Genomic DNA, 23,287 nt, shown 5'->3' with positions numbered 1-23,287 from the left:
ACACCGTCGGCGTGAGCGTCGCCCTGAAGAGTGCCCTGAACAGCACACCCCGATCGCAAGCCGAGCCCCGAGCCCCGAGCCCCGAAGCGGTAAACCGGTCAAGCGAAAGGCACGACAGACATTGCACAATGCCGTCATGCCTTACATGCCTACATTCGTTGCCCCCGCCCGCTTCACCGATGCTGCCGCCGCCCTCGAACAGGTCAAGGCCATCTACCAGGGCGGGCTCGCCCACCTTCGCGAGTCCATGCTCCGCTTCGTCGCCGGCGAAGCACTGCCCGGCCGGGTGCGTGCCTGCTACCCCTTCGTGCGGGTCCACACCCACACCGTTTCGCGCCACACCCCGCCCGCCAACGCCGGCCTGAGCTACGGCTTCGTGGCCGGGCCGGGGCGCTACGAAACCACGCTCACGCGGCCCGACCTGTTCTCGCGCTACTACCTCGACCAGTTTCGCCTGCTGCTCGAAAACCACCAGGTCGAGCTTGAAGTGGGCACCAGCACGCAGCCCATTCCCATTCACTTCTCCTTTGCCGAGAACGACCACATCGAAGGCACCATGAGCGCCGAGCGCCGCGCCCTCATGCGCGACGCGTTCGACCTGCCCGACCTGGGCGTGATGGACGACGGCATCGCCAACGGCACCTACGAGGCGCGTGACGGCGAAGCGCAGCCGCTGTCGCTGTTCACTGCCGCGCGGGTCGACTACTCGCTGCACCGCCTGCGCCACTACACCGGCACCGCGCCCGAGTGGTTCCAGAACTTCGTGCTGTTCACCAACTACCAGTTCTACATCGACGAATTCGTGCGCCTGGGCCACGAGGCCATGGCCGACGAGAACAGCGAGTACGTGGCCTTCATCGAGCCCGGCAACGTGGTCACGCGCCGGCGCGGCCTGCCGGCCGGTGCAAGCCCGACCTACGGCCACCTGCTCGACGGCAGCCAGGGCACGGCACCGCCGCGGCTGCCGCAGATGCCGGCCTACCACCTGGTGCGCGAAGACTGCAGCGGCACCACCATGGTCAACATCGGCGTGGGCCCGGCCAATGCCAAGACCATCACCGACCACATCGCCGTGCTGCGTCCGCATGCCTGGATGATGCTGGGCCACTGCGCCGGCCTGCGCAACACGCAGCAGCTGGGCGACTACGTGCTGGCCCACGCCTATGTGCGCGAAGACCACGTGCTCGACGAAGAGTTGCCGCTGTGGGTGCCGATTCCGGCGCTGTCGGAGATTCAACTCGCGCTGGAAAAAGCCGTGGCCGACGTCACGCGCTATGAAGGCCCCGACCTGAAGAAGATCATGCGCACCGGCACCGTGGCCAGCACCGACAACCGCAACTGGGAGCTGCTGCCCGGCAACCAGCCGCAGCGCCGCTTCAGCCAGAGCCGCGCCGTGGCGCTCGACATGGAAAGCGCGACCATCGCGGCCAACGGCTTCCGCTTCCGGGTGCCCTACGGCACGCTGCTGTGCGTGAGCGACAAGCCGCTGCACGGCGAGATCAAGCTGCCCGGCATGGCCAACCACTTCTACCGCGAGCGCGTCGAGCAGCACCTGCGCATCGGCATGCGGGCCATCGACATCCTGCGCGAAGAAGGCTCGACGCGGCTGCACAGCCGCAAGCTGCGCAGCTTTGCCGAGGTGGCGTTCCAGTAAGCGGGCATCGAATCAGGGTTTGTCCTGCCCGCCCGCACCCAGGATTGCCCCGTTTCGCGGACATCATCCGGTTTGCCCCACAAACAACCGGAATCAAGATGCCCCAGTCGCCTTCCGTTCCCCTCTCCCGCCGCAATTTCTCGGCATGGATCGCGGCCTCGGCCGCCACCGTTGGAGTGGGACATGCCGCACTATGGCCCCGGGCCGCGCACGCCGCCGATGCACCCTTGAGCAGCAAGCTGCGCATCGTCATTCCGGCCAACGAGGGCGGCGGCTGGGACCAGACAGGCCGCGCGCTCGGTGCGGCCATGCTGGCATCGGGTGCGGTCGGCAACGTGGTGTACGAAAACATCGGCGGCAAGGGCGGCACCATCGGCCTGGCGAAGTACGCCGAAAAATTCGATGCCGACCCCGACACGCTCCTCATGAGCGGCATGGTCATGGTCGGCGCCGTGGCACTGCAGAAGCCCGCCGTCACGATGGCGCAGATTGCGCCGGTGGCACGCCTCACCAGCGACTACGAAGTGGTGGCGGTCAAGGCCGACTCGCCCCTGAAGACACCCGGTGACCTGATCGCGCAGCTGCGCGCCGACGCGGCCGGCACGGTCATCGCGGGCGGCTCGGCCGGTGGCGTGGACCACATGTACGCCGGCATGCTGGCACGCGTGGCCGGCAATGCGGGCGCGCTGGTCTACCAGCCGCACCCCGGCGGCGCAGAGGTCGTCGAGGCGCTGGCCAGCGGCAAGGCTGCGGCCGGCATCTCGGGCTACAGCGAGTTCAGCGAAGGCCTGGCCAGCGGCAAGCTGCGCGCCATCGGCGTCTCGGCCAAGCGCCCGTTCCAGGGCATCGCTTCGGTGCGCGAGCAAGGCGTGGACGCCGACCTTGCCAACTGGCGCGGCGTGTTCACCGGCCGCAAGGTGCCCCCCTACCGCAAGACCGCGCTGCTGGCGGTGGTGCGGCGCGCCACCGCCACCGACCAGTGGCAGAAAGCCGTCAAGCAGAACAACTGGGACCCCTTCTGGATGGAGGGCAAGGACTTCGAGAACTTTCTGGAACTCGACACCGCAATGGCCGGGCCGCTGATCTATCTGCTCAAGCTGAAAGCCTGAGCACGGCCTGCTCACTCGGGTTTACCCCGAGCAACTGGTGCATTCGCTTGACACGCTTCCGAGACATCATCCGGTGACTTTTAAAGGGAGCGAAAAAAAGATGCATCGCACGTCACCGATCGGGCTTTCCCGCCGCAGCCTTGCGGCCTGGATGGCCTCCGCCGCCGCCACGGGCGCATTGCCCACCGCCGCGCTCTGGCCCCGGCTGGCCGGCGCGGCCGAACCTCAACTGGTGCCCAAGCTGCGCATCGTCATTCCGGCCAACGAAGGCGGCGGCTGGGACCAGACCGGCCGCGCACTCGGTGCGGCCATGCTGGCGTCGGGCGCGGCTGGCGACGTGGTGTACGAAAACATCGGCGGCAAGGGCGGCACCATCGGCCTGGCCAAGTACGTCGAGAAATACGATGCCGACCCCGACACCCTCCTGATGAGCGGCATGGTCATGGTCGGCGCGGTAGCGCTGCAGAAGCCCGCTGTGACGATGGCGCAGGTGGCGCCGGTGGCACGCCTCACCAGCGACTACGAGGTGGTGGCCGTCAGGGCCGACTCACCCATCAAGACGCCGAAAGACCTGATCGCACAACTGCGCACCGACCCCGCAAAGACGGTCATCGCGGGCGGCTCGGCCGGCGGCGTGGACCACATGTACGCCGGCATGCTGGCACGCGTGGCCGGCAACGCGGGTGCACTGGCCTACCAGCCGCATCCCGGCGGCGCGCAAGTGGTCGAGGCGCTCGAATCGGGCAAGGCCGTCGCCGGCATCTCCGGCTACAGCGAATTCAGCGACCACCTGGCCAACGGCAAGTTGCGCGCCATCGGCGTGTCGGCCAAGCGGCCGTTCCTGGGCATTCCATCGGTGCGCGAACAAGGCGTGGACGCCGACCTTGCCAACTGGCGCGGCGTGCTCACCGGCAAGAAGGTTCTGGCGGAACGCCGTGCGGTGCTGCTCGAGGCCGTGCGTCGCGCCACCATGGCCGATGCCTGGCAAAAGACCATCAAGCGCAACAACTGGGACCCGTACTGGATGGCGGGCAAGGACTTCGAGAGCTTCCTGGACCTCGACACGGCCATGGCCGGTCCGCTGATCTACCTGCTCAAGCTGAAGGCCTCTTGAAGCTTGAGGCTCGGGCCCTGTGAAGGGCCTCCCCTTGGCGATGCCTTTGGCTTGTCAGCACAACCACCAGCGGCTGCAGTTCGTGGCAATGCGGAATATCCGCTTCGGCGAGATGCCGCCATTGGCGATGTACTCATAAGACGTCGCGCCCTTGGCGCCTTCTGCATTGAGCAGGGCCAGGAATCTGGTTGGGTCGGCGCCCGTCGCGTCGTCGACCGCATAGTAGTAATAGCTCGTCGACGCGTTGGTCACCTTGACGTAGTAAGGGGTGCCGCCATTGATGATGAGCGGGATGAATCCCTTGAGTCCCATCGCGTTGAGCTGGTCCAGCCGATCCTGCAGTGAAGACAATCGAGGGGTCGGCGACTCGTAGGTGCAGACGTCGCTGGCGCCCTGCTGCCGCATCATGAGCGTATCGAACACGCCGCTCGCCAACCGGCAGTAGCCTTGGGCGCCCGCCGCGTTCAGGCGGCTCAGCGAGCCGCTGGTGTCTGCGTCGACCTGGACCTTCAGGTACTCGTAGGCCGCCGTTTCCGCCGTTGGCTTGCCGTAGAGAGATCGCGTCGTGCTCTCGCCGACGACCATGAACATCGCCATCGAAACGAAGCTTGCCGCGGAATGTCCGTTGGGGGCCACCACCGTGTCCATCGACCAGACGTATGCATTGGTGGACGAGGACCTGGCGAAGATGCCATTGCCTGTATCGGGATAGAAAGAACCGTCGTAGTAGTAGCCAGCAAAGGCAGGACTGTTCAGTTGACCCAGCACCAGCCCCCGAAAGCGTGGATCGAAGGGGCTGATGTTGGCCTCGATCTTGCCGAACTTGTAGGTGTAGGTGGTGATCGTTCCGGGCTGGGGGCCGGTGATCGGAGCAGGATCTGTTGTGGCTGGATGGACAGGGTCCGTGCCGGGTTGCGTGACAGGCCCGGTTGGAGGCCCAGCCTCCGCTCCGGGGTTTGCTCCCGGGCCGGCGCCCGCACCGGATGCCGGCGTTGTTGTTGCTCCCGGTGGCATTGCGAGCCCGACGAGTCCTCCACCACCTCCGCCGCCCCCGCCACCGCCACATGCGCCCAGAACCACGCAGCACACTGCTGCCCACATCTTTGTTGTTGTCACAGTTCCATACTCCCTATTTGGGCCGGATCTTAGGTGGGCCGGTGCCTTCAGGGGGAGTGAACTTTCCTCGGTTGGGAAGAGAGTTTCTCGTGCGTCGCCCGGAGTCAGCCGAACAGCTCCGGCATTTCGCGCTGCGCCTTCGGCGTGAGCGCCAACGCGCGGCCATCCAGCTCCTGCCGCACCCAGCCTCGGCGCAGCGACAACTGCAGCCAGGCTGCACCCAGCGCGCCACCCAGGTGCGGGCGGCGCTCGCTCCAGTCCAGGCACGCACAGGCAAAGCGCCGCCGCGAACGCCGCACTGCATCGACCTCGACACCCAGGCTTTCCAGCGCAATGGCGCCATCGGCCGTGAGCTCGTACGAGCCGCTGCTCAGGCCGCTGAGCCAGCCCTGCGCATGCAGCCGGTCGTGCAGCGCCACGCCGGCGGTGCCGGCCATGTGGTCGTAGCAGGTGCGTGCACTGCGCAGGCGGCTCGGCGTGTTCGGCTTGAACTCGCTGGCGCGCGGCGCGCCGGCCACCACCATCAGGCTTTCCAGCGCGGCAGCGACATCGTCGTTGGCCAGCCTGAAGTAGCGGTGCTTGCCCTGCACCAGCAGCTCGACCAGACGCTCTTCTTTCAGCCGCGCCAGGTGCGCGCTCGCGGTGGAGGCGGCCACCTCGGCCACGGTGGCCAGCTCGGTGGCGGTGCGCGCGTGGCCGTCCATCAGGCAACCGAGCATGCGGGCGCGCGCCGGCTCGGCGATGGCGCCGGCGAGCCGGGCCAGCTGGAAATCCGCGCTCGACGAGGAAGAGAAAGAAGCGGAGGAGGCGTTGGTGTCCATGCACCCATCGTAAGACGGCGCCGCATCCGACACTTCGTTCGCGAGCGAAGTGTGGCGGCGGCTTCGATCGCACACTGCGGCCATGAACGCCCCACGCCCCACCTCTGCCTCTGCCTCTATCGCCACCGACATGCCGGTCGATCCGGTCGCGGCCGCCACGCATGCCGACCCCTACCGCTACTACGCCAGCCTTCGCGAAGGCCCGCCACTGGCGTGGAACGAAAAGCTGCGCCTGTGGGTCGCCAGCCGCGCCGAGGTGGTGGAGCAGGTGCTGGGCGCGCATGGCGCACTGCGCGTGCGGCCGGCCGCCGAGCCGGTGCCGCGCGCCATCGTCGGCAGTGCGGCGGGCGAGGTGTTCGGCCACCTGGTGCGCATGAACGACGGCGCGGCGCACCAGGCGCATAGGCCCGCGCTGCAACGCGCGCTGGCCGGGCTCGACCTGAATGCCGTGCATGCGGCCGCCCTGCAGGTCGCGCAGCGCGTGCCCGAGCAGGCACTGTCGGACACGCTGTTCTCCATGCCCCTGCAAGCCGTGGCGCATCTGCTCGGCTTTGCCGACGAAACACTGCCGCGGGTGGAAGGCTGGATGCGCGATTTCGTCGCCTGCCTGTCACCGCTGTCCACGGCCGAACAATTGCAGGGCGCCAGCGCGGCAGCCGCCGAACTGCTGACGCGCTTCGAAGCACTGGCCGCCAGCGCAGCACCACGCCATGGCACGTTGCTTGCGGCCGTGCTGGCGGAAAGCGCGGCCAACGCGCCGCTGTCGCGCTCACTGCTCGCGAACCTGGTGGGCCTGCTCTCGCAGACCTGCGACGCCACGGCCGGCCTGCTGGGCAACAGCCTCGTCGCCGTGATGCGCGAACCTTCGCTGCGGCCCCTGCTGCGCACGCGCGACGGCCTGCAATCCATCGTGGAAGAAACGGCGCGGCACGACCCTTCGGCGCAGAACACGCGCCGTTTCGTGGCGGAGCCGATCACGCTGGCGGGCACGCCGCTGGCCGCCGGCGACGTGGTGCTGGTGCTGCTGGCCTCGGCCAACCGCGACCCGGCGCTCAACCCCGACCCCGACGTCTTCATGCCCGTGCGCGCGCGGCGCCGCATGCTCGGCTTCGGCCACGGCATGCATGCATGCCCCGGCCAGGCGCTGGCCTGCACGCTGGCGGCTGCCGGGCTGGACGCGCTGCTTCGCCGCACGCCCGACCTGCGGGCGCAACAGGCGCGCGGCTGGCACTACCGGCCGACGGCCGCGCGCATCCCCGTCTTCCACTGAAGGCCCGGCGACGGACGCTCTCTTGCCCCGCTCAGGCGTGCGGGGACGATGCCCACCGCCCCGTGCCCGCCAGGTGCGGCGACAGCTGCGCATCGCCCCAGCGCAAGGGCAACGCCAGCGGCCGGCGCAGCGCGTGTTCGACGTGAAAGCGCATCAGGCGCTCCGCGCCTTCGAAGGCCGCGACCTCGGGTCCGTCCCACACGATCTCGGCCCTGACCGCCACGTGCAGCAGCTCGCCATTGTCGAAGTCGACGAACAGCAGGCCCGCGCGCGGATGCGCCGCGAGATTGCCGAGCGTGTTGAAGAAGCGGTTGCCATTGAAGTCCGGCACGGTGAGCACGTCGCCTCCCTCGTTGCTGTCGATGCGCACGAAGCCCGGGCGGCCGCCGCGATGCGACACGTCGACGCCGTGCGAGCTGGCATCGGCCTCGTCGCCCGCCGCCACGTCGTTCGGGTAGGCGGTGGCAATGAACAGCGTGTCGGCGCTGCCGATCAGCCGATGGGCCGCCAGGTCGAGCGTGGCCAGCCACTGCACCGGCGCCGCATCGCCATGCGCCGCCGCGAACACCGGCTCGCGCGCCTGGATGTAGCGCGGGCAATTGCCAAAGCTCTGCTGCACCGCGACCATGAAGCCGGTGGCGTCGAGCGCCTCGACCGTGCCATTCATGCGGTTGCGCCGCCGCGTGTGCGGCTCGATGCCGAGCAGGCCCAGCGTGGCGCCCTGCACCAGCTGGCCGGCCAGTGGATCGCCGGCCATGGGCAGCGCGTCGACGCGCAGGTGCGTCGCATCGGGCGAATGCGCAAAGCCGGCGGGCGCCGCCAGCACGCTGGCCCAGGGCTGCAGGTTCGCGTCGATGCTGCCGACCACCAGGAACGGCAGCTGCGCGAAGAAGGTGCGGTGCTGGTCGGGCATGTAGTCGCGGATCACGCGCGGGCCAGCCACCTCCATCTGCTCGCGCGAACCCACCAGCGCTTGCAACGCACGCTCACCGGCGTGGAACGGCGCGGAAATCATGCGACCGCCGCCAGCCCGATGGCCGAGCGCACCATCGGCACGAAACCCGGCAGCGCTTCCACGCGCGCCAGCCAGTCGCGCACGTGCGGATAGCCGTCGAGCGACACGCTGCCTTCGGGCGCGTGCGCCACGTAGGCGTAGTTCGCGATGTCGGCCAGCGTGGCGGCGGGGCCGGCCAGAAAGGGTTGCTGCTCCAGGTGCATTTCCATCACCGACAGCAGCGCGTGCGAGCGCGTCACGGTTTCCGTCGGGTCGGTGGCAAGGCCGAACAGCGCCATGATCCGCGCCGCCGCGGGGCCGTACGCCAGCGGACCGGCAGCCACCGAGAACCAGCGCTGCACGCGCGCCGCGCCAACGGCATCGCGCGGCATCCAGCGCGCCGGGTCGGGCGAGTAGCGTTCGTTCAGGTAGACCAGGATGGCGTTGGAATCGGCCAGCGTCAGGTCGCCGTCTTCGATCACCGGCACCTGGCCGAACGGGTTGCGCGCCAGGAACTCCGGCGTGCGGTTGTCGCGCTTGCGCATGTCGAGGTCGATGCTCTCGAAAGGCAGGCCGAGCATGGTGAGAAACAGCCGCACGCGATGCACGTGGCCCGAGACGGGGGTGCCGTAGAGCTTGATGGGTTGCGCGGGGCGGCTGTTGACGTTGGAGGCGTTGGCGGCGTTGGCGGCGGAGGTGTTCATGAAGGCATCCTTTGAATGAGCGGGGCGTGCTTCGGATTCTTCTCTCTTGCGCCCAATGAATGAATAGCCATTTCTGTATTTGACTGCTGCGTTTTTCGGTTCAATCCGGTCTAATCGCGGCATGGATCGATTCAAGGCCATGCAGACTTTCGTGCAGATTGCCGACCAGGGCAGCCTCACGCGCGCCGCCGAAGCGCTCGGCACCTCGCTGCCCGCCGTGGTGCGTTCGCTCGCCGCGCTCGAAGCGCACCTGGGCGTGCGACTGTTCCACCGCACCACGCGCCGCCTGTCGCTCACCGAGGAAGGCCGGCACTACCTGCCCAGCGCGCGCGAAGTGCTGCTGGCGGCCGACGCCGCCGACCTCGCGCTGAAGGCCGAGGCGCGCGAACCGGCGGGGCAGCTCACCATCACGGCGCCGGTGCTGTTCGGCCACATGTACGTGGCGCCCGCCATCACGCGCTTCATGCAGCGCCACGACAAAGTGCGCTGCAGCGTGCGGCTGTACGACCGCCAGGTGAACCTGCTCGAAGAGGGCATCGACGTCGGCATCCGCATCGGCGCGCTGGAAGATTCGTCGCTGGTGGCACAAACGCTCGGCACCATCCGGCGCGTGGTGGTCGCGAGCCCCGACTACCTCGCGCAGCATGGCACGCCGCGGCATCCGCGCGACCTGGCCGGCGCGCCGTGCGTGCGCGGCCGCATCGACGCGCCGCCGCAATGGACCTTTTACGAAGGCAGCAAGACCATCGCCGTCACGCCGAGCAACCGGCTGGAGTTCAACCACCTCGCGCCCGCCATCGAGTCGTGCGCGGCGGGCATGGGCTTCGGCACTTTCTTCTCGTACCAGGTGCTGCCGCTGGTGGCACAGGGCCGCTTGCGGCTGGTGCTCGAAGACTACGAGCCGCCGCCGCGCCCGGTGAACGTGATCTACCCGAATGCGCGGCTGCTGCCGGCACGCACCCGCGCCTTCATCGAGTGGATGAAGACGGAGTTCTGCGGACTTCGGATGTAGCGGGCGAGCCGGCGCTACAGCGCCGCGACGGGCGCCGGCAAAGGCTTGCCCTCGCACAGCAGCGCGGCATCGGTCGCCATGCTTCGCACGGCCTCTTCGAGCCCGAGGTTCAGCACCGACATGAACTCGCCGTTGCCGTTGACCCAGTTGGTGCCGGTGCCCATGCCGTGGTACTGGCGCACAACGAGCTCGCCGCCGGGCATGCGGTAGCCGACCTGCAGCACCACGTGCGAGACAAGGTTCAGGTCGGTGGACCACGCGTGCGCCAGGCGCAGTGCCACATCGGCGGTGACCTGCCGCGGTCCGGTTGTCGGGGATGCTGCGGAGGTCGCGGACGTTGCGCCCAGCACGGCCTGGAACCCATAGCGGCTCACCGATTGCAGCGCGCCGCGTGTCCACGCCAAGCCGTCGCCGCTGCGCAGCGACTGCACCGACCTCGGCGTGGCGTGCACCGTCGGCATCATCAGCGTCAGGTTGCCGGCATTCGCCTTATTGTTGCGCGCGTCTTCGATCTTCGGCAGGTTGAGGGTGCAGCCTCGCGCGAACTGCCGCGCCGCGACCGGTTCGCCGTTCGGGCGTTCGGCCGGCTGCGGCGCCGGCACGAAGACCATGTCGAGCGGCTCGGTCTCGGTGAGCGCATGCGCAAGGCCGGGCAAGGCCGACAGCACGGCCAGTGCCATGGCCATGGCCGTCTCTGCCGCGAAGGAGCGATTCATCTTTTTCATGGCGCCGTGCTCCGCACCGAGTACATGGCGCCGTCCTGGTCGCGGAACACCACGCGCCCGGCCTGCTCGTCGAAGCCCTGGCCGGCCAGCGTGACCCACGAGCCGTTGACGTTGAAGCGCGATGTCTTCACCGCGCCCGAGCGCGCGCCGGCCATGTCCATGCCCACCAGGTGCAAGGTCTGCGTCATCGAGTCGCGCATGACCATGCGCAGCACCTGCCCGTCGTTGGCCGTCAGGCGGCGCAGCACGGTGGCGCGCGTGCCGCCGCCGACCGGTGTCTGGAAGATGGCGGAGGCGCGGTACGAAGGCGCGCTGTTGCCGCCCTGCCAGAGCATGGCCGTGGCACGCGTGGTGAAGGCGCCCAGCCCGGGTTCCAGCGCGTACTGCAGCAGCACCACCATGTACGCGGGGCCGCTTGTCGTAGCGGCGATGCGGGCTTGGTGCTCGGCCTTGGCCGGCATGGCCGCCAGCACCTGCGACGACCTGATCTTCAAAGGAAACGCACTCGGCTCGGCCAGCATCGCGTTCAGTGCAAGGCCGGCTTCGGCGCGGTAGTCGTAGTCGAGCAGCGGGCCGACGATGGCCTGCACCTCGGCGCTCATGTCCCGCTGGCGCGACTGCTGCACCGACGAATCGATCAGCGCGCCGAGCAGGCCGCCGCCGGTGGCCGCGCTCACGCCGGGCGCCTGCGCGGAAAACATGAAGCTCTCTTGCGCGACGACCACGCGAACGTCGACCTCTTGCACCATGCGCCGGTCCGCGGCCGCCAGGGGGCGATGAAAAGGCGCGCAGGCGCCGAGCAGCAACAGCACCGTCAGCGCCAACAGGAAACGCAGCATCTTTGGGCCTCCCCCCGAGAATTGCAGTCCGGCGCCGATTGTGCCGTTGCCGCGCACTCTACGGGCCCCACGCGCCTCCGGTTCACGAAGTTTGAAGTTGCGCGCAAGTCCGGCAGCTTGTCCATCGATTGAAGCGATGGGGGCAAGCGTCGCATGGCTGGGCCAGAATGGCCGCGTGCCACCCTCCACCCCCACCCCACCCCTGTTCCACGTCAGCCACCTGCACAAGCGGTATGGCGACACCACGGTCGTCGACGACCTGTCGTTCGAGATCGCACCCGGCGAATGCCTGGGCGTGATCGGCCCGAACGGCGCGGGCAAGACCACCACCATCCGCATGTGCCTGGGCCTGACCGCGCCCGACGGCGGCAGCATCGAGGCGCTGGGCATGCAGATGCCGCGCGATGCGCTGGCCATCAAGGCGCAACTGGGCGTGGTGACGCAGTTCGACACGCTCGACCCCGATTTCAGCTGCGCCGAGAACCTCGTGGTGTATGGCCGCTACTTCGGTTTCAGCAAGGCGCACGTGCGTGCGCGCGTGCCGCAGCTGCTGGAGTTCGCGGCGCTCTCGCACAAGGCCGACGCGAAGCCGGGCGAACTGTCGGGCGGCATGCGCCGGCGGCTGTCACTGGCGCGCGCGCTGGTCAACGACCCCAAGCTGCTGCTGCTCGACGAGCCCACCACCGGGCTCGACCCGCAGGCGCGCCACCTGATGTGGGAGCGGCTGCAGGTGCTGCTGCAGCAGGGCAAGTCGATCTTGCTGACGACGCATTTCATGGACGAGGCCGAGCGCCTGTGCTCGCGCCTGCTGGTGCTGGACCACGGCCGCAAGATCGCCGAAGGCCGGCCGCGCGACCTGATTGCCGAACACCTGGAACCCGACGTGGTCGAGGTGTATGGCAACGGCGCGCTGTCGCTGGCCGAATCGCCCGAGTTGAAGGCGATGGCGGCGCGCGTCGAGGTGAGCGGCGAGACGGTTTTCTTCTACACGCAAGATGCACGGCGGCTGCTCGATGCACTGACGCAGCACGGCGGCCTGCGCACCTTTCACCGGCCCGCGAACCTCGAAGATCTTTTTCTCAAGCTCACCGGCCGGCAGATCCGCGAGGACGGCTGAACATCATGAACACGACGACATCAACGACGCCCCCCACCGTCGCGAACCCCACGCCGCCCTCGCCTTCCGTGTGGCGCGCGCCCGAGATTTCCTTGCGCTGGTGGCCTGTGTTCCTGCGCAACCTGCTGGTGTGGCGCAAGCTCGCGATACCCAGCCTCATCGGCAACATCGCCGAGCCGCTGATCTGGCTCGTGGCCTTCGGCTACGGCATGGGCGCGCTCGTGGGGCAGGTGGCGTTGGACGGCGTGAAGGTGCCGTACATCCTGTTCCTGGCCAGCGGCTCGATCTGCATGAGCGCGATGAACGCGGCGAGCTTCGAGGCGCTGTACTCGGCGTTCTCGCGCATGCATGTGCAAAAGACCTGGGACGGCATCATGAATGCGCCCGTGGGGCTGGACGACATCGTGATGGCCGAGATGCTGTGGGCCGCGTTCAAGTCGATCTTCACCGTGACCGCGATCCTTTTCGTGATGCTCGGGCTCGGCATCAGCCACAGCCCCAAGCTGATCGTCGCGTGGATGGTGCTGGTCGGCGCGGGCATCACCTTCTCGTCGATTGCGCTGATCTTCAATGCGCTGGCCAAGGGCTACGACTTCTTCACCTATTACTTCACGCTGTTCATGACGCCGATGATGTTCCTGAGCGGCGTGTTCTTTCCGCTCGAACAACTGCCGGCGGCGGTGAAGGCGGTGGCGGCATGGCTGCCGCTGACCAACGCGGTGGCGCTGGTGCGGCCGCTGTTCATGGACCAGTGGCCAGCGGACTGGTGGCTGCACGCGGCGGTGCTGACGGTGTATGCGGTGGTGGCGTTCTGGATTGCGCTGGCGCTGACGCGCAAGCGGTTCAAGGGCTGACACCTCCAACCGTCGCAATCGGGTTGCAGGCAGGCAAGCGCATGGGTCGCTTCCGAGGCAGCCTGCTAGCTGGCTTCGAGCAACTCGACCTTGTGCCCATCGGGGTCCACGAGCACGGCCCGCGTGCCCCATGGACTCGGCGCGGGCTTTGTGAGCAACGTCCCACCGGCCCTGAGGACGGCATCGATCACGCTGTCGATCGACGAGACGCGGAAGCCCAGGCGCACCGGATGCGTGGTGGGTCCGTCCCCGGCCGGGTAGATTTCCAGCAGTACGCCGCCTGTCATGACCGACAGATGCTCAGGGCCTTGCCCATGCCGTTCTTGAACGAAGCGCAGGCCCAAGGCCGTGTAAAAGCCGGCAGAAGCCTCCATGCTCGCCACTCTGAGCACGAGCAGATTGAGTGCGGGTGTGGTCATGTCCCCCTGATGCACGTCTGCTCTCGACGAACGCTCGGCTCCCTCGTATACGTTGCAGTTCCGTCCTGGCTGCCGACCTTGTTCAGGCTTACGTAGCATCTGTCCGCTTGCCAGTGCATGCGGGCTTCGTAGTCACCACCGACCACCGGCTCGAAAGAGAAGGTCACCACGCAGGTCTGGCTGTCTGCGCTGATCCCCAGCTTCATGGTGATCAGGTCACGGCGGCCGGCGGGTATGAGCCGCTCGATGAACGTGCGGGCGTCGAGCTCTGCGCCCCCGGGGATGCCGAGCGGCTTTTCCTGTGCGCCCAACCTTGCGATGCCGCCGAAGAAACCAAGCTCCATTGGAGCCTCGCACCCTCCGGTCGGATAGATCACGGACTTGACGCCCTTCGACCATTCGGTCTGCTGGCTGAGGATGCGCAATCGCGCGACGTCCTTGCCTTGGGGCGGTTGGTACGAGGCGGCGCAGGCGGTCAACAATACGGCAACGGCCACCATCGACAGGCGTCGCATGAAAGTGATTCCCGAGTCGATGGAGAGCGTCAGAGAACTGTTCATGGTTTTCAGTTGAAGGACTAAAGAACGGCTCAGGCCGGCCGCAAACGGCAGTTCGCGTGGCCGGCACAGGAGTATGCCGAGCCTTGCCGCAGCCGCCGCGCTACTTGCCCGCGCCAGCCACGCCGCAGTTCTTCGCCCCGCTGTCACCCTCCGGCAGCACGATGCCCCAGCGCATGCGCAGGCTGTTGTGCTCGTCGATGCCGGCCCACGGAATTTCCAGCGTGCCACGGCAATCGGCGGCGGCCATGCGGGGTTCGAGCAGCAGGCCCTCGGAACGGAACTCCCGCGTGTCGAGGATCAGCACCATGCCGCCTTCGCGTTCCAGCATGCCAGGGGCGAGCCATGGCGAGTTGCGCTCGTCGCCGTCGATCAGCAGTTGCATCGACGGGTCCATCTTCAGCGCCACGGCGCCCGCGAACCAGGTGTCGCCCACGAGCAGCCTGAACGGCTGGCTGCCGACGCGGTCGCGCCAGATGACGTTCACCGCATCTGCGACTTCCTGCGCCGGCAGGTTGGCGCGCGTGATGTAGCCGAGCCGCTTGCTGAGCACGCCGTCGACCCAGCCCTGGCCGAGCGCGCCGGCCACATGCAGCACCGCCACCGTGGCCAGCACGCCGCGCCAACGGCGACGGCTCCAGCGCTCCGCCTCCAGGCCGGGCAGCATGGCCACGGCCCACAGCGCGGCCGGCAGGAAGAAGGTGGTGAGCCATGACGCGACCAACGGAATCTTCAACAAGATCGCCGCCGGAAACACCAGGCACACGGGCCCCAGCGTGGCCCAGGCCAGGAAGCGGCGGTCGAACGCGTTCAGCCCCGGCGTGCTGCCGGCCGAAGGCGGCGCCGCCGCCACGCCGGCGCGCGTGAACCAGGCCCAGCCCACCAGCAGCAGCATCGGCGACAGCCGTGCCACCTGCACCGTGAACACGTGCACCAGGCGGCTGAACCCTTGCCCGTGCGAACCGGGCGCGTGGACGGATTGGCGCGCGTAGGCGATGGTTCGCGTGGAGTGCTCCAGCACCCACCACACGTGCGGCGCCATCAGCAGCGCCGCCACGCCGGCCGCCAGCACAAGGCCGCGCCGCACATGCGCGTCGCGCCACAGGCCCTGCCGGACGATGAAGGCCGCGCCGACCGCGAACTGCACCACCGCGCTGTACTTGGTGAGCATCGACAGGGCCGCGAAAACACCCAGCCATGCCCAGTCGCGCAGCCTCGACGCCGATGGTGCGTGGAGCACGCGCCACAGCATCCACCAGTAGCCGGCCAGTGGCAGCAGTTGCACCGTGTTGTGGTTGTAGATGACCGCGCGCTGCACGTGGTAGGCCACCAGCGAGCCGAGCAGCACGGCCAGCGCCGCGCGCGCCGGGGGGACGATTTCGAGCGACCACCGCCAGACAAGGTAGAGCGCGCCCACGCCGCAGCCGACGCCGGCCGCATAGGTGAGCCAGGGCTGGCGCCCGCCCAGGCGCACCAGCACGCCCATCAGCCAGCTCGGCAGCGGCGGATGCTTGTAGTAGCTCCACTCGAAACTGCCGCCCCAGAACAGCTCTTCGACGTTGTCCCAGGGCGGGGTTGGATAGAAGTAGCCGATGGCCACGGTCCACAGCAACACCATCGCGCCCAGGGTCCACAGGATGTCGCCGTGCGAAGAGGGAGCGAAGGCCGGGGTGGTTCCCCTTGACGGAATCGGAGGGGGGCGCATACGAAAGAAATGGGGGAGGCTTGCCGGACGGACGGGTTGACGGACAGCGGGAGAGAAACAAAAGGCTTCCAGTGTGGCACGCCGGCGCTTACCTTCGATTTATATTGCACGCAATTTAATTGCTCGCTACAATTCAGCCCATGCACTCCGCCTCAGTTTCTTCCGACGAAATGCTCAAGCTGGACAACCAGCTGTGCTTTGCCGTCTATTCCGCCTCGTTGGCCATGACCCGCCTCTACAAGCCGGTGCTCGAGAAGCTGCAGCTCACCTACCCCCAATACCTGGTCATGCTCGCCCTGTGGGAGCAAGACGGCCTCATGGTTTCCGCGCTCGGCGAGCGGCTGTCGCTCGACTCCGGCACGCTCACGCCCCTGCTCAAGCGCCTCGAAGCCAATGGCTACGTGGCCCGGGTGCGCGATGTGGCCGACGAGCGCCGCGTGCACATCACACTCACGGCCGCCGGCCGCAAGCTCAAGGCCCGCGCCGCCAGCGTGCCCGGCTGCCTGATGGCCGCCACCGAGTGCTCGGTGCCCGAACTCATCGCGCTCACGCAGCAGATCCAGACGCTGCGCGACCGCATCAAGAAGGCCGCCTGACGACACGGCCCGCAAGCCACCCGTTTTCTCCCCGCTTCGATCGATCCAAGAGAGAAGCTCTTTTCACCTCCCCTCCACTTCCACTTCATCAAAGGAATCACCATGACCACCAAGCTCGACAAAGTGCTCTACACCGCAGAAGCCCACACCGTCGGCGGCCGTGACGGCGCAGGCAAGTCCAGCGACGGCGCCATCGACGTCAAGCTGAGCTCGCCCGGTTCCGGCAAGCCCGGCACCAACCCCGAACAGCTGTTCGCCGTGGGTTACGCCGCCTGCTTCATCGGCGCCATGAAGGCCGTCGGCCCGAAGATCAGCGTGAAGGTGCCGGACGACGTGTCGATCGACTCGAAGGTTTCCCTCGGCCCGACGAACGGCGGCGCCGCCTACGGCATCTCGGTGCAGCTGGCCATCACGCTGCCCGGCCTGGACGCCGACCAGAAGCAGAAGCTGGTCGACACGGCCCACCAGGTCTGCCCGTACTCGAACGCCACGCGCGGCAACATCGACGTCGAACTCACGATCGTCTGATCCCGCCCCAGGCAGACAGATAAAAAGCGACCCGGCCACGAGCCGGGTCGCTTTTTTCATGGCCGGCGTTGTCTCACGAGTGACGCGGAAAGGGGCAACGCGATAGCGCCTTTCACCAAGCTTGGCTAATGTCGCGCCACGTTCCCCGAAGAAGCCCGTACCCCGCACAACCCCGTGGAGATCGACACCATGAGCACCACCAGCCTCCTGATCCGCAAAGACCAGCTCGCCACCACGCGCCTGCACACCGCCACCGACCAGCCGCTGGCGGACGGCCAGGTGCGCGTGCGCGTCGACAGTTTTGCGCTCACCTCGAACAACATCACCTACGCCGCCTTCGGCGATGCAATGAGCTACTGGCAGTTCTTCCCGAGCGCGGAAGAAGGCTGGGGCAGCATTCCGGTGTGGGGCTTCGCGAGCGTGGTGCAGTCGCTGCACCCGGGCGTGGCGGTGGGCGAGCGGCTCTACGGCTACTGGCCGATGGCGTCGAGCGCGGTGCTGGCCCCGGGCCGCCTGTCGCCCGAGCGCTTCACCGACGTGGCGCCGCACCGCGCCGAGTTGCCTGCCGTCTACAACCAGTATTTCCGCTGCAACGCCGATCCGCTCTACACCACCGACACCGAAGACCTGCAGGCGCTGCTGCGCCCGCTGTTCATCACCTCGTGGCTGATCGACGACTTCATGGCCGACAACGATTTCTTCGGCGCAAACACCATGCTGCTGTCGAGTGCATCGAGCAAGACGGCCTACGGCACCGCGTTTCAGCTGCACCAGCGCAAGGGCATCGAAGTGATCGGGCTCACCTCGCCGGCCAACGTGGACTTCTGCCGCAGCCTGGGCTGCTACCACCGCGTGGTGACCTACGACGCGCTGGACAGCATCGCCGCCGACACCGCCTGCGTGTACGTGGACTTTGCCGGCAACGGCGGGCTGCGCAACGCGATCCACGAGCGCTTTGCCAACCTGAAGTACAGCTGCTCGATCGGCGGCACGCACGTCGAGCAGCTCGCCTCCAAAGGCGCGAACAAAGACCTGGCCGGCCCGCGCGCCACGCTGTTCTTTGCGCCGGCGCAGATCAAGAAGCGCACCACCGAGTGGGGCCCCGAGGAGTTCGGGCGCCGCATGGTGGCCGCGTGGCACAACTTCCTGGCCACCGTGACCGACGCGAGCAACCCCTGGCTGCACGCCGAGCACCACGACGGCGGCGACGCCGTACAGGCCGCCTATGCGCAAGTGCTGGCCGGCAAGGGCGACCCGCGCACCGGACATATCCTTTCGCTTTACAAACAACCGGCCCGGCTCTGACCGCCCGGGGGTCGGTGTGGCGACAATCGCCGCATGACCCTTTCCCCTGCAGCGCCCGCGAACACCCATCCCTATGAGAGCCTCACGCCCGACGTGGTGCTCGACGCCCTCGCGACGCTGGGCCTGCACGGTGATGGCCGGCTCACCGGCCTGAACTCCTATGAAAACCGGGTCTACCAGGTGTTTCTGGAAGACCCCGCACCGCATCCGGCCGTGGTGGTCAAGTTCTACCGCCCCGAGCGCTGGAGCGAAGCCGAGATTCTTGAAGAACACGGCTTCTCGCTCGAGTTGGCCGCGGCCGAAGTGCCGGCCGTGCCGCCGCTGGTTTTCGATGGCAAGACCCTGCATCACCACGCGGGCTTCGCGTTCAGCGTGAGCCCCTACCGCGGCGGCCGCGCGCCGGAGCTCGACAACTTCGAGGTGCTCGAATGGGTCGGCCGTTTCCTGGCGCGCATCCATACCGTGGGCAGCGCCAGGCCTTTCGAGGCCCGCCCCGCGCTCGACCTGCAGACCTTCGGCCTCGACTCGCGCGACTGGCTGCTGGAAAACGACAAGATCCCGCTCGACATGCAGCGCGACTGGGAAAAGATGTGCAACGAGGCGCTGGAGATGGTCCGTGCCACCGCCCTGGCGCTGCAGCCGCCGGCTTCCGATTTCAAGCCGCGCAAGCTGCGCCTGCACGGCGACGTGCACCCGGGCAACATTTTGTGGACGCCCACCGACCGCCCCGGCGGCGGCCCGCACTTCGTCGACCTGGACGACGCGCGCACCGGCTTCGCCGTGCAAGACCTGTGGATGCTGCTGTCGGGCGACCGCGCGCAGCGCACCTCGCAGCTGTCGGGCCTGCTCGACGGCTACGAGCAGTTCCGCGAATTCGACCGGCGCGAGCTGGCGCTGATCGAGCCGCTGCGCACGCTGCGGCTCATTCACTACAGCGCCTGGCTGGCGCGCCGCTGGGAAGACCCGATCTTCCCGATCAACTTCCCGTGGTTCGGCTCGAGCGACTACTGGAAGGGGCAGATCCTCGTGCTGGAAGACCAGTGCGAGCAGATGGCGGAAGAACCGCTTTACGCCTGAAGCTAGGCGGCGGCAGCGGTGGCGAGGCTGTCGGCCACGCCCTGCAGCAGCCGCTCGACCAGCACGTTCGGCGGCCCCGTGCGCCACACCCCGTAAGCCTCCGACTGCGCCACCGCGCGGTCGAGCGGGCGGAACACCGCGCCGCGCAGCGCCGAATGCCGCATGGCCTGCGGCACCAGCGCCACGCCCATGCCCTGCGACACCAGCGACACCACGGCCAGCCAGTGGCGCACTTCGTGCCGCACCTCGGGCAGGAAGCCCGCGTCGGCGCAGATCGACAGGATGCGCTCGTGGTAGTCGGGTGACGCCTCACGCGAGAACAGCACGAAAGGCTGGTTGCGCAAATCGCCCGGTGCCAGCACGCGCTTGCGCGCCAGCGCATGGCCCGCGGGCAGGCAGCATACGAAAGGCTCCGACAGCAGCAGCCGGTGCTGCAACTCGGGCGGCACGCGGCGCGTGTGGGCAAAGCCCAGGTCGAGCCGGTCGTTCAGCAACTCGGCAATCTGCACGCCGGAGTTGAGTTCGCTCAAGGTGATGCGCACCGCCGGGTGCGTGGCCTGGAAGGCGCGCAGCGCCTGCGGCAAGCCCCGGTAAAGCATGGCGCCGACGAACCCGATGCGCAGCCGGCCGGCCGAGCCGGTGGCCACGTCGCGCGCTTCGAGCGCGGCCTCTTCGGCCTGCAGCAGCACCCGGCGCGCCGAGGTGCGCAGCGCCTCGCCCGCGGGCGTGAGGCGCACTTCCTTGCTGTTGCGCTCGAACAGCCGCGCGCCCACCGACTCTTCGAGCTGCTTGATCGCCACCGACAGCGGCGGCTGCGAAATCGAAAGGCGCCGCGCGGCCCGCCCGAAGTGCAGCTCTTCGGCGAGCACGGAGAAGTAACGCAGGTGCCGCAGTTCCATGAATAGCCAGATCGAATCGAACAAGACCAATTCGATATTAGACACGGATCGTTGGCGCTTCAACAATGCGGCGAACCCAGGAGACAAACGCATGTCCGAGAACGCTGCCATCCGCACCGGTGCCGCGCCAGAAGCCGCGCACGCCCACCCGATTCCCGACCGCCACGGCCAGAACCTGTTCACCACCGACACCGAGCTGCACGCGCTGCTCGGGCTCTACCTGCCCGACGACCTGCGGCGTCACATGCAGCCGCACTTCGAGCGCCTGGGCGGCCTGGCGGGCGGCCTGCTCGACGAGCTGGCCGGCACCGCCGACCGCAACCCGCCCACACTGAAGCAACGCACCCGCACGGGCCTGGACGAGCAGAAGGTCGTCAAGCACCCGGCGTATGTCGAGATGGAGCGCCTGGCGCTCAGCGAATTCGGCCTGGCCGCCATCTCGCACCGCGACGAAACGCTGGGCTGGCGTGGCAAGATGCCGCCGCTGGTCAAGTACGTGCTGACCTACCTGTTCGTGCAGGCCGAGTTCGGCCTGTGCTGCCCGGTCTCGATGACCGATTCGCTCACGCGCACGCTGAAGAAATTCGGCAGTCCCGAACTGGTCGCGCGCTTCCTGCCACGCCTGACCTCGCTCGACTTCGACGAGCTGGCGCAGGGCGCGATGTTCATGACCGAGCAGGCCGCCGGCTCGGACATCGCGGCCACCGCCACAACGGCACGGCAAGAAACCGATGGCAGCTGGCGCATCACCGGCGACAAGTGGTTCTGCTCCAACCCCGATGCCGACTTCGCGATGGTGCTCGCGCGCGCCGAAGACGGGCTCCCCGGCATGAAGGGCGTGTCGCTGTTCCTGCTGCCGCGCCGGCTGGCGGACGGCAGCCTCAACCACTACCGGATCATTCGCCTGAAGGACAAGCTGGGCACGCGCTCGATGGCCAGCGGCGAGATCCGCCTCGAAGGCGCGGTGGCGTACCTGGTCGGCGAGGCCGGCCGCGGCTTCGTGCAGATGGCCGACATGGTGAACAACTCGCGCCTGTCGAACGGCGTGCGCGCCGCCGGCTTGATGCGCCGCGCGGTGGCCGAGGCCGAGTACATCGCATCCGAACGCCGCGCCTTCGGCCGCACGCTCGACCAGATGCCGCTGATGCAGCGCCAGCTCGACAAGCTGCGCCTGCCGTCCGAGCAGGCGCGCACCATGGTCTGCCAGACCGCGCTGGCGCTGGCCCGCTCCGACGCCGGCGAGCCCGATGCCTATGCGTTGCTGCGCATCCTCACGCCGCTCATCAAGTTCCGCGCCTGCCGCGACGCGCGCAAGGTCACGGGCGATGCGATGGAAGTGCGTGGCGGCTGCGGCTACATCGAGGAATGGAGCGACCCGCGCCTGGTGCGTGATGCGCACCTGGGCTCGATCTGGGAAGGCACCAGCAACATCGTGGCACTCGACGTGATCCGCGCCGTGAAGCGCGAAGGCTCGCTGCCCGTGCTGCGCGCGCACTTCGAAAAACTGCTCGACGACGCGGCACTCGCGCCCGCCTTCGCCAAGGCCCTGCGCGATGCACTGGCACGCGCCGCCGCGCTGGCCGAAACAGCCGCGCACGAAGGCGGCGACGTGCTGGCGCGCCAGGCCGCTTCGGCGCTGTACCACTGCGCAAGCGCCATCGCGATGGCATGGGAAGCCGCGCAGGGCGGCTCGGCCGCGCGCCTGCGCTGGGCGCAACTGGTGCTGCTGCACCGCGTGCTGCCGCGCGATCCGCTGGCGCCCGATGCCATGCCGGCCGACTGGCACGCCGCGGCCGTGCGCAACGACGCCAACGCGCTGGCCTGAGCCTTTCATTTCACGCAACAAGAACCGGAGACATCCCTTGAAACGCCTCACCTTCCTGCTGGCCGCCTGCGCCACGCTGATCGCCGCCGTGCCCACGGCCCAGGCCGCCGACGCCTTCCCCTCCAAGCCCATCATGCTGGTCGTTCCCTTCCCGCCCGGCGGCCCGACCGACGCCATGGCCCGCACGCTGGCCGCGGAGATGAAAGACCGCCTCGGCCAGCCGATGATCGTGGAGAACCGCGCGGGCGCCGGCGGCAACATCGGCGCCGAGTACGTGGCGCGCGCCGAAGCCGACGGCCACACGCTGATGTTCGGCACCTCGGGCCCGCTGGCCATCAACAAGAGCCTGTACCGCAAGGTGAGCTACGACCCGGTGAAGAGCTTCGCGCCGGTGATCCAGGTCGGCTACCTGCCGAACATCCTGGTGGTGAACCCGGCGCTGCCGGTGAAGAACGTACCCGAGCTGGTGGCCTACGCCAAGGCCAACCCCGGCAAGCTGAGCTATGCATCGTCGGGCAACGGCGCGTCGTCGCACCTGGCGGGCGTGTTGTTCAACTCGGTGGCGGGCACCGACCTGCAGCACATCCCCTACAAGGGCACGGGCCCGGCGCTGAACGACCTGCTGGGCAACCAGGTGAGCATGACCTTCACCGACATCCTCACGGCGCTGCCCTACGTAAAGGCCGGCAAGCTGCGCGCGCTGGGCGTGGCAACGGTTGCCCGCTCGCAGGCGCTGCCCGATGTACCGACCATTTCGGAGCAGGGCTACAAGGGTTACGACGTGAGCGTGTTCTTCGGCATCGTGGCCCCGGCCGGCACGCCCGCCGACCGCGTGGCCAGGCTCAACCACGCGTTTGCCGAGGTGCTGAATTCGCCGAAGGTGAAGCAGATGTTCGCGTCGCAGGGGCTGGAGGCTTCTGTTGATACGTCGCCGCAGAAGCTGGGGCAGTTCATTGCTGTGGAGTCGGCCAAGTGGAAGGACGTTGTGCAGAAGTCTGGGGCGCAGCTCGACTGACGTTTTGCTTGCTGCTGTTCAGGGCGACGCTC

General features: G+C 68.1%; 23 protein-coding genes. 13 read left to right on the top strand and 10 right to left on the bottom strand.

Annotation, left to right across the window (positions count from 1 at the left end):
* Positions 1-136: 136 nt before the first annotated feature.
* The 3 genes from DBV14_RS24975 (at position 137) to DBV14_RS24965 (ending at position 3,877) form a co-directional block, all read left to right on the top strand.
* Complete coding sequence (locus DBV14_RS24975) at positions 137-1,654, top strand: AMP nucleosidase (RefSeq protein ID WP_124463163.1); 1,518 nt, start codon at positions 137-139, stop codon at positions 1,652-1,654.
* A 98-nt stretch (positions 1,655-1,752) separates the two neighbouring features.
* Positions 1,753-2,763 (top strand): tripartite tricarboxylate transporter substrate binding protein, encoded by a 1,011-nt coding sequence (locus DBV14_RS24970; RefSeq protein WP_185546118.1) that lies wholly within the window; start codon positions 1,753-1,755, stop codon positions 2,761-2,763.
* A 100-nt stretch (positions 2,764-2,863) separates the two neighbouring features.
* The gene (locus DBV14_RS24965; protein WP_260397219.1) at positions 2,864-3,877 is read left to right on the top strand and encodes a tripartite tricarboxylate transporter substrate binding protein; all 1,014 of its coding nucleotides are present in this window, start codon (positions 2,864-2,866) and stop codon (positions 3,875-3,877) included.
* A 54-nt stretch (positions 3,878-3,931) separates the two neighbouring features.
* Here the strand turns inward: DBV14_RS24965 and DBV14_RS24960 are convergent, their stop codons facing one another.
* The gene (locus DBV14_RS24960) at positions 3,932-4,891 is read right to left on the bottom strand and encodes a hypothetical protein (RefSeq protein WP_124463161.1); all 960 of its coding nucleotides are present in this window, start codon (positions 4,889-4,891) and stop codon (positions 3,932-3,934) included.
* Between the two features lie 206 nt (positions 4,892-5,097).
* Positions 5,098-5,814, bottom strand: a complete 717-nt coding sequence (locus tag DBV14_RS24955) for a helix-turn-helix transcriptional regulator (RefSeq protein WP_124463159.1) — start codon at positions 5,812-5,814, stop codon at positions 5,098-5,100.
* Positions 5,815-5,944: 130 nt separating this feature from the next.
* Here DBV14_RS24955 and DBV14_RS24950 point away from each other — a divergent pair, with 130 nt between their 5' ends.
* A complete protein-coding gene (locus tag DBV14_RS24950; RefSeq protein WP_124463171.1) occupies positions 5,945-7,084 on the top strand; it encodes a cytochrome P450 in 1,140 nt (379 codons plus the stop codon).
* A 31-nt stretch (positions 7,085-7,115) separates the two neighbouring features.
* Here DBV14_RS24950 and DBV14_RS24945 read toward each other — a convergent pair whose 3' ends face one another.
* Both DBV14_RS24945 and DBV14_RS24940 read right to left on the bottom strand, forming a co-directional pair.
* On the bottom strand, positions 7,116-8,099 hold the full coding sequence (locus tag DBV14_RS24945; protein ID WP_124463157.1) for a pyridoxamine 5'-phosphate oxidase family protein: 984 nt from the start codon (positions 8,097-8,099) through the stop codon (positions 7,116-7,118).
* A complete protein-coding gene (locus tag DBV14_RS24940) occupies positions 8,096-8,782 on the bottom strand; it encodes a glutathione S-transferase family protein (RefSeq protein WP_124463155.1) in 687 nt (228 codons plus the stop codon). Before DBV14_RS24940 ends, DBV14_RS24945 begins: the two co-directional genes overlap by 4 nt.
* 121 nt (positions 8,783-8,903) lie before the next feature.
* Between DBV14_RS24940 and DBV14_RS24935 the strand changes: the two genes are divergently transcribed.
* A complete protein-coding gene (locus tag DBV14_RS24935; protein WP_124463153.1) occupies positions 8,904-9,794 on the top strand; it encodes a LysR family transcriptional regulator in 891 nt (296 codons plus the stop codon).
* Between the two features lie 14 nt (positions 9,795-9,808).
* On the opposite strand, the gene DBV14_RS24930 is transcribed toward DBV14_RS24935, so the two are convergent.
* Entirely contained in the window at positions 9,809-10,519 is a 711-nt protein-coding gene (locus tag DBV14_RS24930; protein ID WP_260397218.1) for a hypothetical protein, read from the bottom strand.
* Entirely contained in the window at positions 10,516-11,358 is an 843-nt protein-coding gene (locus DBV14_RS24925) for a hypothetical protein (RefSeq protein WP_124463151.1), read from the bottom strand. Before DBV14_RS24925 ends, DBV14_RS24930 begins: the two co-directional genes overlap by 4 nt.
* A gap of 136 nt (positions 11,359-11,494) precedes the next feature.
* Between DBV14_RS24925 and DBV14_RS24920 the strand changes: the two genes are divergently transcribed.
* Together DBV14_RS24920 and DBV14_RS24915 are read left to right on the top strand one after the other, a co-directional pair.
* Positions 11,495-12,475: an ATP-binding cassette domain-containing protein gene (locus DBV14_RS24920; protein WP_124463149.1), complete on the top strand. Its 981-nt coding sequence runs from the start codon at positions 11,495-11,497 to the stop codon at positions 12,473-12,475.
* A 5-nt stretch (positions 12,476-12,480) separates the two neighbouring features.
* Complete coding sequence (locus tag DBV14_RS24915) at positions 12,481-13,329, top strand: ABC transporter permease (RefSeq protein ID WP_124463147.1); 849 nt, start codon at positions 12,481-12,483, stop codon at positions 13,327-13,329.
* Between the two features lie 65 nt (positions 13,330-13,394).
* On the opposite strand, the gene DBV14_RS24910 is transcribed toward DBV14_RS24915, so the two are convergent.
* The 3 genes from DBV14_RS24910 to DBV14_RS24900 all read right to left on the bottom strand — a co-directional run bounded on the left by DBV14_RS24910 (position 13,395) and on the right by DBV14_RS24900 (position 16,010).
* Positions 13,395-13,748, bottom strand: a complete 354-nt coding sequence (locus DBV14_RS24910; protein ID WP_124463145.1) for a VOC family protein — start codon at positions 13,746-13,748, stop codon at positions 13,395-13,397.
* On the bottom strand, positions 13,745-14,308 hold the full coding sequence (locus tag DBV14_RS24905; protein WP_124463143.1) for a hypothetical protein: 564 nt from the start codon (positions 14,306-14,308) through the stop codon (positions 13,745-13,747). Before DBV14_RS24905 ends, DBV14_RS24910 begins: the two co-directional genes overlap by 4 nt.
* A 100-nt stretch (positions 14,309-14,408) precedes the next feature.
* The gene (locus DBV14_RS24900) at positions 14,409-16,010 is read right to left on the bottom strand and encodes a glycosyltransferase family 39 protein (RefSeq protein ID WP_260397217.1); all 1,602 of its coding nucleotides are present in this window, start codon (positions 16,008-16,010) and stop codon (positions 14,409-14,411) included.
* Between the two features lie 140 nt (positions 16,011-16,150).
* Between DBV14_RS24900 and DBV14_RS24895 the strand changes: the two genes are divergently transcribed.
* From DBV14_RS24895 to DBV14_RS24880, 4 genes are all read left to right on the top strand, one after another.
* On the top strand, positions 16,151-16,606 hold the full coding sequence (locus DBV14_RS24895) for a MarR family winged helix-turn-helix transcriptional regulator (RefSeq protein ID WP_124463141.1): 456 nt from the start codon (positions 16,151-16,153) through the stop codon (positions 16,604-16,606).
* A 102-nt stretch (positions 16,607-16,708) separates the two neighbouring features.
* Positions 16,709-17,134 (top strand): organic hydroperoxide resistance protein, encoded by a 426-nt coding sequence (locus DBV14_RS24890; RefSeq protein WP_124463139.1) that lies wholly within the window; start codon positions 16,709-16,711, stop codon positions 17,132-17,134.
* Positions 17,135-17,323: 189 nt separating this feature from the next.
* Positions 17,324-18,439: a DUF2855 family protein gene (locus DBV14_RS24885; protein ID WP_124463138.1), complete on the top strand. Its 1,116-nt coding sequence runs from the start codon at positions 17,324-17,326 to the stop codon at positions 18,437-18,439.
* 33 nt (positions 18,440-18,472) lie between these two features.
* Positions 18,473-19,516, top strand: a complete 1,044-nt coding sequence (locus DBV14_RS24880; protein ID WP_124463136.1) for a serine/threonine protein kinase — start codon at positions 18,473-18,475, stop codon at positions 19,514-19,516.
* Positions 19,517-19,518: 2 nt separating this feature from the next.
* On the opposite strand, the gene DBV14_RS24875 is transcribed toward DBV14_RS24880, so the two are convergent.
* Positions 19,519-20,415 (bottom strand): LysR family transcriptional regulator, encoded by an 897-nt coding sequence (locus DBV14_RS24875; protein ID WP_124463165.1) that lies wholly within the window; start codon positions 20,413-20,415, stop codon positions 19,519-19,521.
* Positions 20,416-20,506: 91 nt separating this feature from the next.
* Here DBV14_RS24875 and DBV14_RS24870 point away from each other — a divergent pair, with 91 nt between their 5' ends.
* Both DBV14_RS24870 and DBV14_RS24865 read left to right on the top strand, forming a co-directional pair.
* Positions 20,507-22,240: an acyl-CoA dehydrogenase family protein gene (locus tag DBV14_RS24870; RefSeq protein ID WP_124463134.1), complete on the top strand. Its 1,734-nt coding sequence runs from the start codon at positions 20,507-20,509 to the stop codon at positions 22,238-22,240.
* Positions 22,241-22,277: 37 nt separating this feature from the next.
* Positions 22,278-23,255 carry a tripartite tricarboxylate transporter substrate binding protein gene (locus DBV14_RS24865; RefSeq protein ID WP_124463132.1) on the top strand — a complete coding sequence of 326 codons (978 nt, stop codon included), beginning with the start codon at positions 22,278-22,280 and terminating at the stop codon, positions 23,253-23,255.
* The last annotated feature ends 32 nt before the right edge of the window (positions 23,256-23,287 follow it).

This window comes from Variovorax sp. KBW07, from assembly GCF_003852515.1.
Taxonomy (GTDB): domain Bacteria; phylum Pseudomonadota; class Gammaproteobacteria; order Burkholderiales; family Burkholderiaceae_C; genus Variovorax.
This window is presented reverse-complemented; position numbering and strand designations above follow the sequence as displayed.

Excerpts from the sequence above, each read along its gene's own strand:
- DBV14_RS24955 (WP_124463159.1), bottom strand. The coding sequence starts at position 5,814 with ATGGACACCAACGCCTCCTCCGCTTCTTTCTCTTCCTCGTCGAGCGCG.
- DBV14_RS24965 (WP_260397219.1), top strand. The coding sequence starts at position 2,864 with ATGCATCGCACGTCACCGATCGGGCTTTCCCGCCGCAGCCTTGCGGCC.
- DBV14_RS24935 (WP_124463153.1), top strand. The coding sequence starts at position 8,904 with ATGGATCGATTCAAGGCCATGCAGACTTTCGTGCAGATTGCCGACCAG.
- DBV14_RS24900 (WP_260397217.1), bottom strand. The coding sequence starts at position 16,010 with ATGCGCCCCCCTCCGATTCCGTCAAGGGGAACCACCCCGGCCTTCGCT.
- DBV14_RS24870 (WP_124463134.1), top strand. The coding sequence starts at position 20,507 with ATGTCCGAGAACGCTGCCATCCGCACCGGTGCCGCGCCAGAAGCCGCG.
- DBV14_RS24940 (WP_124463155.1), bottom strand. The coding sequence starts at position 8,782 with ATGAACACCTCCGCCGCCAACGCCGCCAACGCCTCCAACGTCAACAGC.
- DBV14_RS24960 (WP_124463161.1), bottom strand. The coding sequence starts at position 4,891 with ATGCCACCGGGAGCAACAACAACGCCGGCATCCGGTGCGGGCGCCGGC.
- DBV14_RS24945 (WP_124463157.1), bottom strand. The coding sequence starts at position 8,099 with ATGATTTCCGCGCCGTTCCACGCCGGTGAGCGTGCGTTGCAAGCGCTG.
- DBV14_RS24885 (WP_124463138.1), top strand. The coding sequence starts at position 17,324 with ATGAGCACCACCAGCCTCCTGATCCGCAAAGACCAGCTCGCCACCACG.
- DBV14_RS24880 (WP_124463136.1), top strand. The coding sequence starts at position 18,473 with ATGACCCTTTCCCCTGCAGCGCCCGCGAACACCCATCCCTATGAGAGC.
- DBV14_RS24950 (WP_124463171.1), top strand. The coding sequence starts at position 5,945 with ATGCCGGTCGATCCGGTCGCGGCCGCCACGCATGCCGACCCCTACCGC.
- DBV14_RS24890 (WP_124463139.1), top strand. The coding sequence starts at position 16,709 with ATGACCACCAAGCTCGACAAAGTGCTCTACACCGCAGAAGCCCACACC.
- DBV14_RS24905 (WP_124463143.1), bottom strand. The coding sequence starts at position 14,308 with ATGAACAGTTCTCTGACGCTCTCCATCGACTCGGGAATCACTTTCATG.
- DBV14_RS24975 (WP_124463163.1), top strand. The coding sequence starts at position 137 with ATGCCTTACATGCCTACATTCGTTGCCCCCGCCCGCTTCACCGATGCT.
- DBV14_RS24915 (WP_124463147.1), top strand. The coding sequence starts at position 12,481 with ATGAACACGACGACATCAACGACGCCCCCCACCGTCGCGAACCCCACG.
- DBV14_RS24910 (WP_124463145.1), bottom strand. The coding sequence starts at position 13,748 with ATGACCACACCCGCACTCAATCTGCTCGTGCTCAGAGTGGCGAGCATG.
- DBV14_RS24920 (WP_124463149.1), top strand. The coding sequence starts at position 11,495 with ATGGGGGCAAGCGTCGCATGGCTGGGCCAGAATGGCCGCGTGCCACCC.
- DBV14_RS24875 (WP_124463165.1), bottom strand. The coding sequence starts at position 20,415 with ATGGAACTGCGGCACCTGCGTTACTTCTCCGTGCTCGCCGAAGAGCTG.
- DBV14_RS24925 (WP_124463151.1), bottom strand. The coding sequence starts at position 11,358 with ATGCTGCGTTTCCTGTTGGCGCTGACGGTGCTGTTGCTGCTCGGCGCC.
- DBV14_RS24970 (WP_185546118.1), top strand. The coding sequence starts at position 1,753 with ATGCCCCAGTCGCCTTCCGTTCCCCTCTCCCGCCGCAATTTCTCGGCA.
- DBV14_RS24895 (WP_124463141.1), top strand. The coding sequence starts at position 16,151 with ATGCACTCCGCCTCAGTTTCTTCCGACGAAATGCTCAAGCTGGACAAC.
- DBV14_RS24930 (WP_260397218.1), bottom strand. The coding sequence starts at position 10,519 with ATGAAAAAGATGAATCGCTCCTTCGCGGCAGAGACGGCCATGGCCATG.